The organism is Marinobacterium profundum (genome assembly GCF_001528745.1).
In the GTDB taxonomy this organism is placed as follows: Bacteria; Pseudomonadota; Gammaproteobacteria; order Pseudomonadales; family Balneatricaceae; genus Marinobacterium_A; species Marinobacterium_A profundum.
Genome location: NZ_BCNS01000208.1, coordinates 1 through 16,785 on the forward strand (window position 1 = coordinate 1; position 16,785 = coordinate 16,785).

Sequence of the window (16,785 nt, forward strand, 5' to 3'; positions counted from 1 at the left end):
GGTTGAGTATTGTCGGACAACCTCCTTGACCCGCTCCGTTTTCAATCCGAATGACGGGCTGCACTGCAGCCCGTGCGGAGGCTTCATGTCTACCCTTTCCAACACCCCAACACCTGCCGAAGACAGCCCTATTCACGACTCTATGGTCGGCGGCGAACGCAATGGCCTGGACCGGGTCATTTCACGCTTTGGTGCAGCAGCGGCCTGGCTGGTTTTTCTGGCCATGGCCATCAGCGTATTCGAAGTCATCATGCGCTATGTCTTCGATTCGCCCACATCCTGGGTACACGAAAGCGTGGTCTTTCTGGTCGCGGTGAGCTTTGCCCTTGGCGGGCCTGCAACCCTGGCCAAAAACCGGCATATTCGCGTGCGCGTACTCTACGACAGCGTCAAACCGGAATTTCGTATCTGGTTCGACCGTTTCAACGACTTTGTAACTCTTGGCTTTTGCGTCGCCATGTCCTATGCGGCTTTCAACATGTTCTGGCGCGCTTCTCACAATCCGCTGGGTGAATGGCAACTCGAGCGCTCGGGCACATCCTGGAACCCACCTATGCCTGCTCTCACCAAGGGTATCATCCTGTTTGCCCTGGGCCTCATGATGCTGCAGGCGCTGTTGCACCTGATCCAGTCGTGCCAGCGCGCACAAGGCACCGAGGAGTCCCGTTAATGGATATTGCCAACGCTACCTTTTTGATGGTCGGGCTGATTTTCGCCCTGCTGGTCACCGGCCTGCCGCTGGCCTTTATTACTGGCCTGATAGCCATGGCCTTTACCTTTGGCTGGTTCGGCAGCAACGCCCTGCCGCTGGTCACCAGCCGGGTGTACGGTTTTGTTACTGAGTATTCGCTGGTGGCGGTTCCCATGTTTGTACTAATGGCGTCCTTGCTGGATCGCTCCGGCATCGCCAAGGATCTGTTCAATGCCATGCGCATGTTTGCCGGTCGCCTGCCCGGTGGCGTGGCGGTACAGACCATAGTGGTGGCCTTTTTCCTGGCGGCACTGTCCGGCATTATCGGCGGTGAGATTGTACTGCTTGGTATTCTTGCCCTGCCGCAGATGCTGCGCCTGGGTTACGACAAACACCTGTCCATAGGCGTGGTCTGTGCCGGCGGGGCGCTCGGCACCATGATGCCGCCCTCCATCGTGCTGATCATCTACGGCATGATCGCCAGCGTGTCGATCGCCGACCTCTTTACCGCCGCCATTACGCCTGCGGTCATTCTGATGGCCTCCTACATCGCCTATGTGCTGGTACGCTGCATCCGCAATCCCGCCATGGGGCCGCCGCTGCGCCCGGAAGATGACAACACCGGCTTTAACAGCAAGCGCCAGGCACTAAAAGCGATTATTGTGCCGGGGATGATTGCAGGCCTGGTGCTGGGCACCATTTACGGCGGCATTGCCTCGGTGACTGAAGCCGCCGCCATGGGCGTATTCGGTGTGCTGCTGGCCATAGTACTGCGCGGCGAATTCTCCTTGAAGGTGATGCATATCAGCCTGGGTCAGACGATGATCACCTGCGGCATGATTATCTGGATCGGCATCGGTGCTGCAGCCCTGGTGGGCGTCTACAACCTGATGGGCGGGAATCGCTTTGTGTCCGGCATGATTAACGGACTGGACGTGGCACCGATCGTTATCATTCTGGTGATGATGGCCATACTGCTGGTACTGGGGCTCTTCCTCGACTGGATCGGCATCGCCATGCTGGCCCTGCCGATCTTCGTCCCCATCGTAGTGCAACTGGGCTTTGATCCGGTGTGGTTCGGTATCCTGTTCGCCGTAAACATGCAGGTATCCTTCCTGTCGCCACCCTTTGGCCCGGCCGCGTTTTACCTCAAGGGCGTAGCCCCGCCGGAGGTCAGCCTCAAGGATATTTTTATCGCCGTGCTGCCCTTTATCGCCCTGCAACTCTGTGTACTTGCGCTATTACTGGCGTGGCCACAAACCGCGCTCTGGATGCTTAACTGAGGCTTGGGCGGGAAAGCAGCTCGCTGTAACCCGCAGTCAGCCGCCCGTCACGCTGTTCTGTGATAGTGTTAATCACCCCAGAAAAACACAGATCACAGAACAGCTGCAGAGCCTGACATGAACAGACTTTTTACCTATGGCACCCTGATGGTGCCTGAAGTGATTGAAACCGTGATTGGCCGTCCGGCGGGTGAAAGCCTGAGTGCGACACTGAAGGAATATGTTTGCTATCAGGTACGGGGCAAGGCTTTCCCGGCAATCGTGCCCGATAGTGGCCAACAGACCCTGGGCCGACTGTACCAGGCGATTGACCAGGACGCGCTGGAACGGCTTGATTTCTACGAGGGCAGCCTCTACCTGCGCTGCCAGGTAAAGGTTCAAATGCCTGATGGGACGAAGCTCGACGCCTGGACTTACGTGTTCACACCCGAGGCATGTGTTCAGCTCACTGACCAGCCCTGGCAGCTGGACTACTTTGTCGAACGGCAACTCACCCAGTTTTTACATGGCTGCGCTCAACCGCAGACCTGATCCCTCAATCCTCAGTCCTCAGCTCTCCATCCAACACTCCGGTCCCGGACTCATTCAGCAGCGCCTGCGCCTGTGCAAGCGCTGCCTGAGTGTTGATATTCATGAACTCCTGCGCAGACTGGCAGTGACATTCAACATAGCCCTCCTGCTCCAGCCAGCCCCGCACCGCCCGCCGGCCTGTAGTCCGAAACCTATCCAGCGATGCCGCCTTCGCTACCGGCACTATCAGGTGCAGGGTCTGCAGGTAGTCACCATCGTGCACCACCACTATTTGCTCGGGCGCCGCCGTGCTATGCGCAATCATTTGCTGGAAACTTGTCAGCGACACCAGCGGCGTATCACAGGGCGTAATCAGAAGATGGCTGCAGCTCAGCCCATGCAGCGCCCGGCTAATGCCGCTGAGAGGACCAAGACTGTCGCCTTGGTCCAACAGCAGACCATCGGCAACATTTGCGTAATCCGGCGCCTGATCGGCACGACAGCTAATCCAGACATGCTCGGCACAGCTCCGCAGACGCGCCTCCAGATGATCGATCATGGGCCGCCCCGCCAGGCTGAGCAGTCCCTTGTCGCTCCCTCCCATTCGCCGGCCTTCACCACCGGCCAGAATCAGCGCATCCAGCTTCACACCCAACCCCTGTTATCAGATAAGAAAGTGCCCAGGCAGAGCGCAAAAAAGCCGCTGCCAGAAACGCAGATTCGCGACCATATACCAGCGACCGGCGTGACTCAAGCAACTGCAGGTGACTGCTGCATCTAAATGGATGATTAGCTACCCTGCGGCAGGTGACCAAACAGGCGCTGACGCACCCTCTTTAGCTGACGGACTTCATAGGCTGGATACCATGCTGGCATCACCGCCGCTCCCCTTGCGCGACCAAAACAGCACGGACACTTCAGGTACCCTGCGGCAGGTGACCAAACAGGCGCTGACGCACCCTCTTTAGCTGACGGACTTCATAGGCTGGATACCATGCTGGCATCACCGCCGCTCCCCTTGCGCGACCAAAACAGCACGAACACTTCAGCTACCCTGCGGCAGGTGACCAAACAGGCGCTGACGCACCCTCTTTAGCTGACGGGCTTCATAGGCTGGATACCATGCTGGCATCACCGCCGCTCCCCTTGCGCGACCAAAACAGCACGAACACTTCAGCTACCCTGCGGCAGGTGACCAAACAGGCGCTGACGCACCCTTTTTAGCTGACGGGCTTCATAGGCTGAGTGCGTAGCATCACCGCTGAGCGACGACTCCCAGGCATTGCAATCCAGCAGCTGGATTTCATAGGGATAGATGCTGCGCCGGCCATCCGGCAGCTTGACGATAAGCCGTTCGACAAACTTGAACATGCGAAAGGCGCGGTCACTAAAAGGGTTGTCACTGGACAACTCCGATGACGGCAGCATGGCGCCCGCTGGCTGTTCAAGGATAAAGGGCGGCGCACTGACGCCATAGAGCCTATGTATTTCATCAAGCTCGGCAAGGGAGTTGCGGCTGCGCTCAGGCAGCTGATTGGCAAACATGATGATATTGCGGCTGCGCAGGAACTTGATCAGCAGCACCGCCGCAAAAATATCGTGCGTCACCAGCCGCACACCCAGGCGATCGAACACCTCCAGCGCCAGGTTGCCGGGTTTGTGCAGCAACTTGGTCATAAAGCGCTCGAAGGGTTTTTCCTCCTTGATGTGGAAATCCACCAGCGGAATCTTGCAGTTTTCATCACCAATCCACTGCTGCCCCCCTTGCTCGAACAGAAAAGGCAAGAAGCGCGCGCGCACACTCTGCAGCGCCGCCTGGTGCGCTTCGATGTCCAAACTGAAGAGCGCATGAGTGGCACAGTGCAGCACCTTTAGCAGGACACAGGGCCAGTTGGGCCACTCACCGCTGGGCGGCTTTGCTGCGGCGACCAGCAGATCCTCGATCGGCATGCTGCGCCAGGGCTCGGGCACGGCCCCGAGCCACTGCCAGGGCAACACCACTTCATCCAGATAGCGAATGGCGCGCGCATGAATCTGCTCCATGGCGCGGCAATCGCCTGGATCGGTGGGATCAAAACCGTAGGCCTGCAGGAAACGGACGGCTGAGCGCTCGTCCGCCGCCGGCAACTGCTGCAGATCCACTACAGAACGGCCACCAATCAGGGTTTCAAGCGTGGACCAGGGAATATCAAGCTCCGCCGCACTGCTGAGTCTGGGCGCCAGAGTCGCCCCCTCTTCGCGTTTTGCCATCGAGTCAGTCCATTTACAGCCAGAGAGCCCACCATGCTGCCGATAGCCAATGCTGTCAAGCGTGGCGCAACGCCTGCAATAGCAAACTTTACGTTAAGGTAAAGCTCACGTATAAATAGGTATATTCCCTTATCATCCACCCTGTCCCCCAAAAAGCTGCGGAGCCCGCCATGGACCTGTCACTGACCGAAGAACAAAGCCTGATTCAGGACACAGCGCGCCGTTTTGCAGAAGCAGAGCTGGCCCCCGTCGCCGCCGAGCTCGATCGCACCGCCAATCATGCGCTGCTCAAACAGCACTGCGCCAAGCTCGCGGAACTCGGCTTCATGGGTCTGAACATCGACAGCGAGTACGGCGGCACCGAGGCCGGCGTGGTGGCCTTTAGCCTGGCGATTACCGAAATCGCCAGAGCTTGCGCCGCCACGGCCGTTACCATGTCGGTCACCAACATGGTGGCCGAAGTGATACAGGCGGTGGGGAACGACGCACAGAAAGCCGCCTATCTGCCCAAGCTTTGCAGTGGTGAGTACCTCAGTGGCAGTTTCTGCCTGACCGAGGCCGGTGCAGGTTCAGACCCGGCCTCAATGCGCACCCGCGCCGAGCAAACGGCCGATGGCTGGCGCATCAGTGGCACCAAGCAGTGGATTACCAGCGCAGAATTTGCCGGAGTTTTTGTAGTCTGGGCTGTCACAGATCCTGCGGCCGCCAAGGGCAAGGGCATCAGCTGCTTTCTGGTGGAAGCGAACAGGCCCGGTATCAGTGTAGGCCCGGCCGAACACAAAATGGGGCAGTGTGGCTCAGCCACCAACGAAGTGCATTTTGACGACGTCGAGATCCCCAAAAACGCACTACTAGGCAAGCTCAATGATGGCTTTCGCATTGCTGTTTCGGAGCTTGCAGGTGGTCGTATTGGCGTAGGCTCGCTGGCCCTGGGTATTGGCCTGGCAGCAATGGACTACGCCACCCGCTACGCCACCGAGCGCAAGCAGTTCGGCCACGCTATCGCCGATTTTCAGGGCCTGCAGTGGATTATTGCCGATCGTGCCACTGAGCTAGAAGCCGCACGCCTGCTATTGATGAGCGCAGCCGATCGCAAGGAGAAGGGACAAAGCTTTGCCAGGGAAGCATCCATGGCCAAGCTGTTCGCCAGCGAAAAGGCCAACCAGGCCTGCTACAGCGCGCTGCAACTGCTCGGCGGTTACGGCTACATGTGCGAATACCCGCTGGAGCGCATGACGCGGGATGCACGCATTACCACTATTTACGAGGGTACCAGCGAAGTACAGCGCATCGTGATCGCCCGGGACATACTGCGCCAGTACGTTAACTAGAAGCCCCTCTCCCGCTCTTCACCTACCCCAATCAAGGGGCAGCGCTGGCCTGAACATCGCGGGGCAGCTCACCGAACAGACGCTTGAACTCGCGGCTGAACTGGGACGGACTGCTGTAGCCCACCCGATAGGAGGTATCACTGGCCTGGTTGCCACTGAGCAGCATGGCGCGGGCGCGGTGCAGGCGCAGATTCTTGACGAACTGCATCGGCGACATCGAGGTGACCTGCTTGAAATGCTCGTGCAGTGACGAGGCACTCATGCCGGCAAAGCGCGAAATGCTGTCGATATCCAGCGACTCATGGAAATGAGCCTCGATAAAATGCACCACCGGCGCAATACGGTTGGCACCTGCGTGACTGGTCACACAGTTGCGCAGCAGGTAGCCGCAGGGGCCCTTGAGCACCTCATAGTAAATCTGCCGCTGCAGCACAGGGCCGAGCACCTGTCGGTCCACCGGATCAGAGAGCGTTCCAACGAGCTGTACCAGGCACTGCTGCAACCGCTCGGTCACCAGAGTGGCACTGATAATCGGCGCTGCAGCGGCCCCCGATGGCAGGCTTCCCAGCGCTTCCATTTCCTGCAGTAACTGGCCCACAAGGTCTCGATCCACCGCCAGGCTCAGCCCCAGATAGGGCTTGTCTTCAGCGGCATCGACCACCTGTACATCCACCGGCAGCGTCAGGGAACTGATCAGATAATTGTGCTGATCATAACTGCAGGTATGCTCACCGTAAAAAATCTGCTTGCGCCCCTGGGCAATCACGCATATCGATGGCTCATAGACCGCAGGCATGCGCGCCGTAACACCACCACTGCGGTAGAGCGTCAGACCATTCACCGCCGTGAGGCAGGCCCCATCGGCCTTGCCCTGAGCCGCTATGGCCTGCGCCAACTCTGAATTTAACCCCATCAAACCCTCCAGCGCATATGCTCCACAATGGCGATAATTATGCCCCGCGCCGGCAAAGGCGTGCCATGACTAAATAGCAATTCTGGAGTTTTAGGCAAGTAGTTCGGATGATCACGCTATCAGCTGCGCAGTGATCGCGGCTAGATTATCCACTTATGCCAGTTCAGGAGAATCCCATGCCCATTACGATCCAGGTAAACGGTGCCAGCCATGCGCTGGACGCCACGCCCGACACCCCCCTGCTCTGGGCCATCCGCGACCATGTGCACCTGACCGGTACAAAATTCGGCTGCGGCATGGCCATGTGTGGTGCCTGCACCGTTCATGTTGATGGCCAGCCAACGCGCTCTTGCGTCACCCCGATCTCGGCGGTGCAAGGCAAGGCAATCACAACCATCGAAGGTATCGAATCAGTGGTCGCACAGGCGATACAGCAGGCCTGGATCGAACTTGAAGTCCCCCAGTGCGGTTACTGCCAGTCAGGGCAAATCATGTCGGCCACCGCCCTGCTGGAAAAAAACCGCCAGCCCAGCGATGCCGACATAGACGCCGCAATGGCGGGTAATATCTGCCGCTGCGCCACCTATGTCCGCATTCGCAGCGCCATCAAGCAAGCCGCCGCTCAGCTGGCATAAGAGGACTATCCAGATGCGCCGAATTACTCCCAGCCAGCCCCGCAGCCATAGCACCAGCCGCCGCGACTTTCTGAAACTCATCACCACCGCAGGTGCAGGCCTGACCCTGGCCATGAACCTGCCACTGGCACTGGCCGCCGAATCCACTGCCGCCGCTGGCGTCGACTTTGAGCCCAATGCCTTTGTCCGCATCGGCACCGATGGCCGCGTCACCGTACTAATGAAACACCTGGAAATGGGCCAGGGCACCTTCACCGGCCTTGCCACCCTGGTGGCCGAAGAACTCGATGCAGACTGGTCTGCGCTCGTTGCAGAAGGCGCGCCGGCCGATGCCTCACGTTACAATAATCTGCTCTTTGGCACCGTACAGGGCACGGGTGGCAGCACCGCCATGGCCAACTCCTTTATGCAAATGCGCACCGCCGGCGCCACCGCACGGGCCATGCTGGTCGCCGCCGCAGCCAAGCTTTGGAAAGTCCCCGCCGCCGAGATTCAGGTCAGCCAGGGCATTCTCAGCCACAGCGCCTCAGGCAAGAGTGCCGGCTTTGGTGAACTGGCGGAGCTAGCCGCGCAGCAACCCATTCCGGATGCGAAATCGTTGCGCCTGAAAGACCCGGCAGACTTTGCCTACATAGGCCAGTCACTGCCACGGCTCGATCGCGGTAAAACCGACGGCGGCGCCCTGTTCACCCAGGATGTACAGCTGGAGGGCATGCTGACGGCCCTGGTCGCCCATCCACCGCGCTTTGGCGCCAGCGTCCAGCACTATGACGCTACCAAGGCTCTGGCATCGCCGGGTGTGGTCGATGTTGTACAGATTCCCAGCGGCATCGCAGTGCTGGCAAAGGATTTCTGGAGCGCCAAGAAGGGCCGCGACCTGCTCGACATTAAGTGGGATCAAAGCCACGCCTTCATGGCCAGTAGCGATGAGATGCTGCGCGAGTACCGCGCCCTGGCCGATCAGCCAGGCGCCGTCGCCCGCGCCGACGGTGATGCGGTTTCAGCGCTTGCCAGCGCAACAACAGTGGTGGAGGCCGTATTCGAAATGCCCTACCTGGCCCATGCACCCATGGAGCCCATGAATGCCGTGGTGCTGGTGAACGATACTGGCTGTGAAATCTGGAATGGCGAGCAGTTTCAGAGTATCGACCAGAATGCTGTCGCCTCCGCCCTGGACCTCAAGCCCGAACAGGTCAGGATCAACATGCTGTTTGCCGGTGGCAGCTTTGGCCGGCGCGCCAACCCCCAGGCAGACTACGTGCTTGAAGCCGCCCTGATCGCGAATGCCAAACGCGGCACCCCGGTGAAGCTGGTCTGGACCCGCGAAGATGATACCCGCGCTGGCCATTACCGGCCGATGTACGTGCACAAGGTCCGCGCAGGCCTTGACGCCAGCGGCAAGCCCATCGCCTGGGAGCAGCGCATCGTTGGTCAGTCCATCATGAAGGGCACGGCCTTCGAGAGCTACTCTATCAAGGATGGTGTTGACTCCACCTCGGTCGAAGGCGCATCAACTCTGCCCTACCAAATTCCGAATCTGCAGGTAGAACTGCATAGCGTGGATCACCCAGTGCCGGTGCAATGGTGGCGCTCGGTAGGCCATAGCCACACCGCCTTTTCCACCGAAGTTATTGTCGATGAACTGGCTCGAGCCGCCAAGCAGGACCCTGTCGACTTTCGCCTCCAACTGCTCAGCCAGCACCCCCGTCACCATGCAGTACTGAAAATGGCAGCCGAGAAGGCCGACTGGGGCACAAAGCTGCCCGAAGGCTGGGGACGCGGTGTCGCCGTGCACGAATCCTTTAACAGCTTCGTGGCCCAGGTGGCCGAGGTTTCGGTACAGGAAAACGGCAGCTTCAAAGTGGAACGCGTCGTCTGCGCGGTGGACTGCGGCCTGGCCATCAACCCGGATATCATCCGCGCCCAGATCGAAGGCGGTATCGGTTTTGGCCTGTCTGCGGCATTACTGAGTGAAATCACCCTTAACGAGGGCCAGGTCGTGCAGTCCAACTTCCACGACTTCCAGGTGCTGCGCATTAACCAGATGCCGGCCATCGAGGTACATATCATGCCTTCGGCAGAAGCCCCTACGGGCGTGGGCGAACCCGGTACGCCACCCATAGCACCGGCCGTTGCCAATGCACTTAGTGCCGCCACCGGCCAGCGCTTCCAGCGCCTGCCACTCAAGCTCAGCAGCTAAACGACACTACCGGGCCACCCCAGGGCGTGCCCGGTCATCCCTTTCTATTTATGAACAATGCTTTATAAAGAATGAGCCCTGATAATGGCGAATGACCTCTCCCACCTGCTGCAGCAATGGTACCCCCAGCGGGACAGTGCCGACTGGGTGCTGGGTACCGTTTACCAGACAGAGGGCCCCTGCTACCGCAAGCCCGGTGCCACCATGCTGTTCAACAGCCTGGGGCAGCAGTTCGGCCTGCTCAGCGGTGGCTGCCTGGAGTCCGACATTCACCGTCATGCCCGCCAGGTCATGCACAGCCACAAAGCCATGACACTCTGTTACGACGGCAGTGACGAGGACGATTTGTCGTATCAGCTGGGCATCGGCTGCGGCGGCACCGTGCATATTCTGCTGCAACCCATTCAGGCGCAGCAGCAGTACCTGCAGCTCGATACCCTGCACCAGGCGCTCGCTAACCGCACCGGCGGCTATCTGTACCAGCGCATTCCCGATGCCGCCGGCCAGACAGAAAGCCGCTTTATTGCCACAGACGCGTCCAGCGAAACCATGACCCCGGCATCCCGCCTGATCATGGAAGCCGAGCAACAGTGGCTGGTAACACGGATCCGCCCCGCCCCCCACCTGCTGATCGCAGGCGGCGGCCTTGATGCTCGCCCCCTGGTCGCCATGGCGCACCAGCTGGGCTGGCACACAAGCCTGTGGGACCCGCGCCCCGCCAATGGCAGGCGTGAACACTTTCCCACAGCCAATCGCATCATCCAGACGTCCGTCGACGGCCTCGCCGACTATGCCCGTACCGAGAAGGTCGATGCCGCTGTACTGATGACACACAACATAGGCCTTGATGCCGCCGCCCTGGCAGCACTCAACAGCACGCCGCTGCACTACTGCGCCCTGCTGGGCCCGCACCACCGCCGTGACCAGGTACTGCAGGCCGCGAACTTGAACGAAGCCCAGCTCGCCACCCCAGTCGCCGGCCCCGCAGGACTCGACATAGGCGCCGAACTGCCCGAAAGCATCGCCCTGGCCATACTCGCCGAATGCCACGCCCGGCTACACCAACGTAGCGCCCGCTCCCTCAGCACTTCGGTATAGATCCCCCTCGTAGCACCACTTCGTTGCGATTCAGAGGACCCAAACCGACGCCTGCTTTGCCTTTCCAATAACCACGCAATGGCCGTAAGTCTTTCAACTTCAGGCCTTTTTCGCAAAACTGCAAACCACAGATTAGCGATCTCTAAGTAGGCTAGCGGGGATACCACTTGGACACTGGTTCGCAAAAACCCGAGAAGCTCGGATCGTTCATTGAATCAGATTGCGATGGGTTCAGTCTGGGCCCAAATCGGCCGCTGACCTGTTGTTAGCTCGCCACGGTCCAGCTTGTGCATTGCGGCCTTTCGCTTGCCCTTCAGCAACAACCGATATCATGCAGAAACGTCAGAGACTTTGCTGAGTTCAGGCTACAGCAACTGAACATCAGGACCGAGCGCGCACCGCCTCCAGCATCGTTTTTGCCTCTTGCGCCAGAATGTCGGCGACAACCATCGCGATCCTCGGCAAAGTGCGATGGGAATTAATGGCGACGCTAATATTCTGAGAAGGCATGTTGATGCCGGTCACTGCAATCGCAACCACTCGACCCTCCAGAAGTTCTGGTGCAGCATCCATTTCCGACGTCAATGCAATGTGACTTCCAGCAACCACAAGATACTTCAGCAGCTGCAGGGAATTAGTGACCACCAGACGCGGGCCGTCCGAGAACATCGACGAGTGCCGTGCTTCAAGGATCCGTCGGATCGGCAGTGCGCGGCTCTGCACCACGATCGAATGATCGCGTACATCCTTCAACGCCACCTTAGTGCTGCTGGTCAATGGGTGATCCGGACTGGCAATACAATAAAGCGGCAAGTCAGCTGACCAAAGGACATGCACGTCCCGTTGCGGCCGCAAGTTGAAAGCAAGGGCGATATCGCAATGCCCTTCTTCCAAGGCTGTCACGGCGCCATCCGGTGTTACTACATCGACATCGATGCGAACACGCGGATAGCGTTCTGCCATCTTCGACAGGAACTGCGGCACCAGCCCGTTGACCAGGCTGTCCATTACTACAACCCGGATATGGCCCATGTCGAGGCCCTGCATCTGTTTTACGTCAGACAAGATCCGGTTCTCGTCGGCTTTCCAGCGCCGCGCCAGGACAACGAACATCTCGCCCGCTGGCGACAGTGACATGCCGGTCGTCATCCGATCAAACAGCAGGACTCCCAATCGTTCTTCCAGAATCTTGATCTGGCGGTCGATCGCAGAGGCGGCGATGCCTATGGCCCTGGACGCGGCCTGGATAGAACCGTGTTCGGCCACAGCAACCACGTAGTGCAATCCGCGTGGGGTAAGGTGAAGAGCCATGATGCGTCCATACTAATTATGCGAACGGATGATTGCTGATAATGTCATGGATTACAATGCAGATCTCTGGCTAACTGAGGTCAACGCAGCAAAACTCCGAGCCACCGAATCGATGCCAAACCCCCTCGAAGTTCTAAATACCGCCCCCCGCGCAGTCGCAGTCGCGATGATCGCGCCTCTGGTCGAACGGTCCGCCTGGGTCGGCGAGGCGACCATTGACGACCGCCCTTTTGAAAGCGGCGAAGCAGTGGCAGAGGCGCTCGTAGAGACGATTCTCGCCGCCGGCGCGCCGCGGCGCATTGAGCTCTTCAAGGCTCATCCTGAGCTGGCAGGACGCGAGGCGCTGGAGGGCTGCATGACCGCAGCCTCCACGGGTGAACAGAGTCGCCTCGGCCTGCTGAATCTTGCGTCAGATGACGTGGCGCGCCTTGCCCGGCTCAATGCCGAATATCGCGGGCGCTTCGGGTATCCGTTCATCATCGCCTTGCACCGCGTTGCTGATCTACAGGTGCTGTTTGCCATTTTGGAATGCCGCCTCGGCGCGACACGGCTCGAAGCACATACCACCACTCTGGCCGAGATCGCCTCGGTGATCCACGCCAGAGCGGCCCGGACTTTCGGACCCTGCGCAGAAACAATCGAAACTGACTTTTTCAAATTCATCGATAGACTGGAGTAAACGCCCATGACCTTCATCAAAACACTTCTCGCCACCTCTGTCATTGCCCTGACCGCCGCCTCGGCCCAGGCTCAGGATGTCATCCGCGTTGCCGGTAACTTCGCCAGCGAACATTCCTCGTCCCTCGCCATGGTGAAGTTCGAGGAAGAGCTCGAGCGACTGTCAAAAGGTGAAATCGACGTCAACATATTCCCCGCCCAACAGCTTGGTGGCGCAGCCGAAAACGTGCAGGCCGTCAAGATTGGCGCCATTGAGCTAATGTGGGTCGGCACAGCCTACCTGACCCGCACCGTGCCCGAGCTGGAAGTGATCGGCCTGCCATTCCAGTTTCCGAACCGCGACACCGCCTTTGCGGTGGTTGACGGCCCGGTCGGCGCCGCACTGGACCAGAAAATGTCCGCTGAGGGCATGACCTCCATGGGCTACATGGAACTTGGCTTTCGCCAGCTGACCAACAATGACCACCCGATTGTGTCCGTCAAAGATATCGAAGGCCTCAAGGTCCGCCTTCAGCCAAATGAAACCCACCTTGCCACCTTCCGCGCTCTGGGCGCCAACCCTGTAGCGATGGACGTGAAGGAGCTGTACTCGGCGCTGGAACAGGGCGTGATTGACGGCCAGGAAAACCCCTTTGCCATCATCAACGTGGCGGGCTACGCGGAAGTGCAGAAATACGTGTCCAACACGGGGCATTTCTTCGACTTCATCTCGGTCGTGTCGAACAAGAAATGGTTCGATGGACTCGATGCCAACACCCAGTCCATGGTACGTGAAGCCATGGATACCGCCATCGCCTATCAGCGCACTTTGGCGGCCGAACAGGACGCTGCAGGCCTTGATACGCTGATCGGAAAGGGCATGACCTATAACGAAGTGTCACCCGAACTGGCAGCGGCTCTGCGCGAAGAAACCGCTGGCGTCGCAGCTGACACCAAGGCCCGTCTCGACCCGGCTCTCGTCACTCTGCTGGACGCAGAAACTGCCAAGCTTGGTATGTGATCCGATGGGGGTGGATCGCATCTTAACCTTGATCCTGACGCGCGCCGATACAGGCGCGCGTTACCTGGTGATCCTCGGCGCGGCAGCGATGGTTGCTGTCGTGTCGGCGCAGGTGGTCATGCGCTACGTATTCAACGGCTCCTTCGACTGGGCGGACGAAGTCTCGCGAATCGCCTTTGTATGGACAATTTTTCTCGCTATCCCGCTAGGCATTCGTGACGGCACCCATGTGGGCATCGAACTGCTGGTCAAGCGCTTTCCCTCAGGCCTGCGGTCGCTCGTCGCCCGCGCTACTAACGCTATCGCCGCCGCGATGATGCTGGTGATGTTCTGGACATCTATCGTCGTGGCGCTGGCCACCTGGTCTGAACGACTGGGCGCCATCAACCTGACCTCAAGCATCTTCTTCTTTCCGGTCATCATTGGCGCGCTGCATTGCGCCCTGCATCTTGCCCAGATGGCCCTTTTTCCGTCGGAGCCTGCTTCATGAGCCTGTTCGTCATCGGAGCCTTCCTTGTATGTGCCTTTCTGGGGATGCCACTGGCTTTTTCTCTGGGTGTCTCGGCTCTCGCCGGGCTATGGCTTGCCGGGTTTGATCTGCTGGTCCTGCCGCCCCGGCTTATGAATGCGGTTAATTCCTTTCCACTGATGTCGATCCCGCTGTTCATGATCGCGGGCGAGCTGATGCTTAAGGGCGGGATCATGACCCGGCTGGTCGACTTCGCCAACGCCTTCATCGGGCGAATGCGCGGCGGCCTGGCACAGGTGGCGATCATCTCGGGCGCGGGCCTCGCGTCTGTGTCGGGGGCAGCAGTGGCTGATGCCTCAGCCCTATCCTCAACCCTGGTGCCGTCGCTGAAAAAGCAATACGGACTGGGGTTTTCCACCGGCATCGTTGCTGCGGCTTCCAACCTGGGACCGATCATTCCGCCGTCGGGCGCGATGATCGTTTATGCCTTCATGGCCGGGTCAAGCGTCTCGGTCGGCGGGCTGTTCATGGCCGGGGTGCTCCCGGGCCTGATTCTGTTCTTCACCTTCATGGCACTGTGCTGGCTTATCGCCTGGAAGCGAGACTATCCGCTGTCAGGTAACCCGGTCACCCTGCGCAACATCCTGCGCGAATTGCGCCGTTCCTTCCTGGTATTCCTGATGCCGATCCTCGTCATCGGCGGTATCATCGCCGGCGCGTTTACTCCGACGGAGGGCGCGGCCATCGGCGTCTGCTACGCGCTGTTTCTTGGCTTCTTTGTCACACGGCAACTTAAGCTCGCCGACCTGCCCGAAGTCCTGCTGACGGCAGCCAAGACCTCGGCCCTTGTCGGGGCCATGATCGCCTTTGCTTCAACTGTGACGTTCCTCTTCACCATCGACATGCTGCCGTTCAAGCTCGCAGGACTGCTTCAGGGCATCACCGATAGCCCTTTCGCCTTTCTCTGCCTGATCGCAGTCACGCTGCTGGTGGTCGGCATGTTCCTTGAATCCAACGCAGCCTACATCATGCTGGTGCCGCTGTTTCATCCAATCGCGCTGCAATACGGGATCGACCCTCTGCACTTTGGGTTTCTCTTCGTGCTGAATCTGGTTATCGGCATGCTGACGCCACCGGTTGGTGTGATCCTCTTCGTGGTCTGCGGTATCACAGGGGTCAAGATGGGCGATCTCGTGCGCGAAAGCTGGCCCTTCATCGCGGCGATGTATGCCCTCCTGCTGCTGTGCATGCTGGTTCCAGGCGTGGTCACCTGGCTGCCGGAACGGCTGGGCTACTGATGCTCTTCTGCTAATCGACCCCAGCACGATCGAGGCTCTGACTTAACGTATCGCAGAGACAGTGTCGGCAGTGCGACCGAGACTGTATTTCCGCACATCCAGCCTCCCGTCGAAGCGCAGACCGCAGAGACACATGCACAGGAAAACCTGGCCAAGCGGGCGGCGGTCTGCGACGCCGCGATCATCGCGCCTTCGGTGACCCTGGCTGCTGACCGAGCAAAGGCCCGACTGTCCAATTGCAGGTATGCAGAGGCCCTTCCGTCCAACAGGACCCCACCCCCTTTGCACTTCGGTATAGCACCTGCCAGTAGCACTGCGTCGTTGCGGTACAGAGGAACGAAACCGACGCCTGCTTTGCTCTTCTACAGATCGGAAATCATACAAAAATGGCCCGAAATTTTTCGATGCCAGGCCTTTTTTTGCGAAACCGATGATCAACAATTACCGGTCTCTAAATGAGGTAGTGGGGACAGGATTTGAACCTGTGACCTTCGCTGCAGTTATAGAGAGCGAGCCCGACGCTTTACGCTCTTACGGCTTACGGCTTACGGCTTACGGTTCAAAACGAAAAAGGGCTGAAATCTTTCGACTTCAGCCTTTTTTCTTAAAAATGGTAGCGGGGACAGGATTTGAACCTATGACCTTCGCTGCAGTTATAAAGAGCGAGCCCGACGCTTTTATTTTTTCTGTACAAACACAAAAAAGGCTCGAAGTTTCATCAACTTCGAGCCTTTTTTGTAAAGCCAATAATACTAATTACTGACTTAAAAATATGGTAGCGGGGACAGGATTTGAACCTATGACCTTCGCTGCAGTTATAAAGAGCGAGCCCGACGCTTTTATTTTTTCTGTACAAATACAAAAAAGGCTCGAAGTTTCATCAACTTCGAGCCTTTTTTGTAAAGCCAATAATACTAATTACTGACTTAAAAATATGGTAGCGGGGACAGGATTTGAACCTATGACCTTCGGGTTATGAGCCCGACGAGCTACCAGACTGCTCCACCCCGCATCAACGTGGAGCGAATATTACGCGCCTTTTCCGAATAGCGCAACCCTCTGAAACAAAATACTTTTTATAGCACCTGACAGGGCGCGGTAACAGCCACGCCCGCTCG

At 58.8% G+C, this 16,785-nt stretch carries 15 protein-coding genes and 1 tRNA gene; 11 read left to right on the forward strand and 5 right to left on the reverse strand.

Annotation, left to right across the window (positions count from 1 at the left end; all coding sequences use genetic code 11):
* Positions 1-85 precede the first annotated feature (85 nt).
* From MPRO_RS23210 to MPRO_RS23220, 3 genes are all read left to right on the forward strand, one after another.
* Positions 86-670 (forward strand): TRAP transporter small permease subunit, encoded by a 585-nt coding sequence (locus MPRO_RS23210; protein ID WP_067298694.1) that lies wholly within the window; start codon positions 86-88, stop codon positions 668-670.
* Positions 670-1,974 (forward strand): TRAP transporter large permease, encoded by a 1,305-nt coding sequence (locus MPRO_RS23215; protein ID WP_067298695.1) that lies wholly within the window; start codon positions 670-672, stop codon positions 1,972-1,974. Before MPRO_RS23210 ends, MPRO_RS23215 begins: the two co-directional genes overlap by 1 nt.
* A gap of 117 nt (positions 1,975-2,091) precedes the next feature.
* Entirely contained in the window at positions 2,092-2,505 is a 414-nt protein-coding gene (locus MPRO_RS23220) for a gamma-glutamylcyclotransferase family protein (RefSeq protein ID WP_067298696.1), read from the forward strand.
* A 4-nt stretch (positions 2,506-2,509) separates the two neighbouring features.
* Here the strand turns inward: MPRO_RS23220 and mobA are convergent, their stop codons facing one another.
* Both mobA and MPRO_RS23230 read right to left on the reverse strand, forming a co-directional pair.
* Positions 2,510-3,133 carry a molybdenum cofactor guanylyltransferase gene (mobA, locus tag MPRO_RS23225; RefSeq protein ID WP_067298697.1) on the reverse strand — a complete coding sequence of 208 codons (624 nt, stop codon included), beginning with the start codon at positions 3,131-3,133 and terminating at the stop codon, positions 2,510-2,512.
* A 524-nt stretch (positions 3,134-3,657) separates the two neighbouring features.
* Entirely contained in the window at positions 3,658-4,734 is a 1,077-nt protein-coding gene (locus tag MPRO_RS23230; protein ID WP_067298698.1) for a TIGR04552 family protein, read from the reverse strand.
* Positions 4,735-4,904: 170 nt separating this feature from the next.
* Here MPRO_RS23230 and MPRO_RS23235 point away from each other — a divergent pair, with 170 nt between their 5' ends.
* Entirely contained in the window at positions 4,905-6,065 is a 1,161-nt protein-coding gene (locus MPRO_RS23235; RefSeq protein WP_067298699.1) for an acyl-CoA dehydrogenase family protein, read from the forward strand.
* A 31-nt stretch (positions 6,066-6,096) separates the two neighbouring features.
* Here MPRO_RS23235 and MPRO_RS23240 read toward each other — a convergent pair whose 3' ends face one another.
* Positions 6,097-6,978, reverse strand: a complete 882-nt coding sequence (locus MPRO_RS23240) for an AraC family transcriptional regulator (protein ID WP_067298700.1) — start codon at positions 6,976-6,978, stop codon at positions 6,097-6,099.
* A gap of 176 nt (positions 6,979-7,154) precedes the next feature.
* On the opposite strand from MPRO_RS23240, the gene MPRO_RS23245 reads away from it, so the two are divergent.
* The 3 genes from MPRO_RS23245 to MPRO_RS23255 all read left to right on the forward strand — a co-directional run bounded on the left by MPRO_RS23245 (position 7,155) and on the right by MPRO_RS23255 (position 10,911).
* Positions 7,155-7,613: a (2Fe-2S)-binding protein gene (locus tag MPRO_RS23245; RefSeq protein ID WP_067298701.1), complete on the forward strand. Its 459-nt coding sequence runs from the start codon at positions 7,155-7,157 to the stop codon at positions 7,611-7,613.
* A 13-nt stretch (positions 7,614-7,626) separates the two neighbouring features.
* Positions 7,627-9,813: a xanthine dehydrogenase family protein molybdopterin-binding subunit gene (locus tag MPRO_RS23250; protein ID WP_067298702.1), complete on the forward strand. Its 2,187-nt coding sequence runs from the start codon at positions 7,627-7,629 to the stop codon at positions 9,811-9,813.
* Positions 9,814-9,897: 84 nt separating this feature from the next.
* A complete protein-coding gene (locus MPRO_RS23255; RefSeq protein WP_067298703.1) occupies positions 9,898-10,911 on the forward strand; it encodes an XdhC family protein in 1,014 nt (337 codons plus the stop codon).
* Positions 10,912-11,292: 381 nt separating this feature from the next.
* On the opposite strand, the gene MPRO_RS23260 is transcribed toward MPRO_RS23255, so the two are convergent.
* The gene (locus MPRO_RS23260) at positions 11,293-12,222 is read right to left on the reverse strand and encodes a LysR family transcriptional regulator (protein ID WP_067298704.1); all 930 of its coding nucleotides are present in this window, start codon (positions 12,220-12,222) and stop codon (positions 11,293-11,295) included.
* 28 nt (positions 12,223-12,250) lie between these two features.
* On the opposite strand from MPRO_RS23260, the gene uraD reads away from it, so the two are divergent.
* Genes uraD through MPRO_RS23280 form a run of 4 tightly spaced genes read left to right on the forward strand, consistent with a single transcriptional unit; the run spans position 12,251 to position 15,667 of the window.
* Complete coding sequence (gene uraD / locus MPRO_RS23265) at positions 12,251-12,901, forward strand: 2-oxo-4-hydroxy-4-carboxy-5-ureidoimidazoline decarboxylase (protein WP_067298705.1); 651 nt, start codon at positions 12,251-12,253, stop codon at positions 12,899-12,901.
* 6 nt (positions 12,902-12,907) lie between these two features.
* Positions 12,908-13,900 carry a TRAP transporter substrate-binding protein gene (locus MPRO_RS23270; protein ID WP_067298706.1) on the forward strand — a complete coding sequence of 331 codons (993 nt, stop codon included), beginning with the start codon at positions 12,908-12,910 and terminating at the stop codon, positions 13,898-13,900.
* A 4-nt stretch (positions 13,901-13,904) separates the two neighbouring features.
* Positions 13,905-14,390: a TRAP transporter small permease gene (locus MPRO_RS23275; RefSeq protein ID WP_067298707.1), complete on the forward strand. Its 486-nt coding sequence runs from the start codon at positions 13,905-13,907 to the stop codon at positions 14,388-14,390.
* A complete protein-coding gene (locus MPRO_RS23280; protein WP_067298708.1) occupies positions 14,387-15,667 on the forward strand; it encodes a TRAP transporter large permease in 1,281 nt (426 codons plus the stop codon). Before MPRO_RS23275 ends, MPRO_RS23280 begins: the two co-directional genes overlap by 4 nt.
* Before the next feature lie 935 nt (positions 15,668-16,602).
* On the opposite strand, the gene MPRO_RS23285 is transcribed toward MPRO_RS23280, so the two are convergent.
* Positions 16,603-16,679, reverse strand: a tRNA-Met gene (locus tag MPRO_RS23285).
* Positions 16,680-16,785: the final 106 nt, after the last annotated feature.

What these genes read in the sequence shown, in the direction of transcription:
- MPRO_RS23210 (WP_067298694.1), top strand. Translation starts at nt 86, where the DNA reads ATGTCTACCCTTTCCAACACCCCAACACCTGCCGAAGACAGCCCTATT.
- MPRO_RS23215 (WP_067298695.1), top strand. Translation starts at nt 670, where the DNA reads ATGGATATTGCCAACGCTACCTTTTTGATGGTCGGGCTGATTTTCGCC.
- MPRO_RS23220 (WP_067298696.1), top strand. Translation starts at nt 2,092, where the DNA reads ATGAACAGACTTTTTACCTATGGCACCCTGATGGTGCCTGAAGTGATT.
- MPRO_RS23230 (WP_067298698.1), bottom strand. Translation starts at nt 4,734, where the DNA reads ATGGCAAAACGCGAAGAGGGGGCGACTCTGGCGCCCAGACTCAGCAGT.
- MPRO_RS23235 (WP_067298699.1), top strand. Translation starts at nt 4,905, where the DNA reads ATGGACCTGTCACTGACCGAAGAACAAAGCCTGATTCAGGACACAGCG.
- MPRO_RS23240 (WP_067298700.1), bottom strand. Translation starts at nt 6,978, where the DNA reads ATGGGGTTAAATTCAGAGTTGGCGCAGGCCATAGCGGCTCAGGGCAAG.
- MPRO_RS23245 (WP_067298701.1), top strand. Translation starts at nt 7,155, where the DNA reads ATGCCCATTACGATCCAGGTAAACGGTGCCAGCCATGCGCTGGACGCC.
- MPRO_RS23250 (WP_067298702.1), top strand. Translation starts at nt 7,627, where the DNA reads ATGCGCCGAATTACTCCCAGCCAGCCCCGCAGCCATAGCACCAGCCGC.
- MPRO_RS23255 (WP_067298703.1), top strand. Translation starts at nt 9,898, where the DNA reads ATGGCGAATGACCTCTCCCACCTGCTGCAGCAATGGTACCCCCAGCGG.
- MPRO_RS23260 (WP_067298704.1), bottom strand. Translation starts at nt 12,222, where the DNA reads ATGGCTCTTCACCTTACCCCACGCGGATTGCACTACGTGGTTGCTGTG.
- uraD (WP_067298705.1), top strand. Translation starts at nt 12,251, where the DNA reads ATGATTGCTGATAATGTCATGGATTACAATGCAGATCTCTGGCTAACT.
- MPRO_RS23270 (WP_067298706.1), top strand. Translation starts at nt 12,908, where the DNA reads ATGACCTTCATCAAAACACTTCTCGCCACCTCTGTCATTGCCCTGACC.
- MPRO_RS23275 (WP_067298707.1), top strand. Translation starts at nt 13,905, where the DNA reads ATGGGGGTGGATCGCATCTTAACCTTGATCCTGACGCGCGCCGATACA.
- MPRO_RS23280 (WP_067298708.1), top strand. Translation starts at nt 14,387, where the DNA reads ATGAGCCTGTTCGTCATCGGAGCCTTCCTTGTATGTGCCTTTCTGGGG.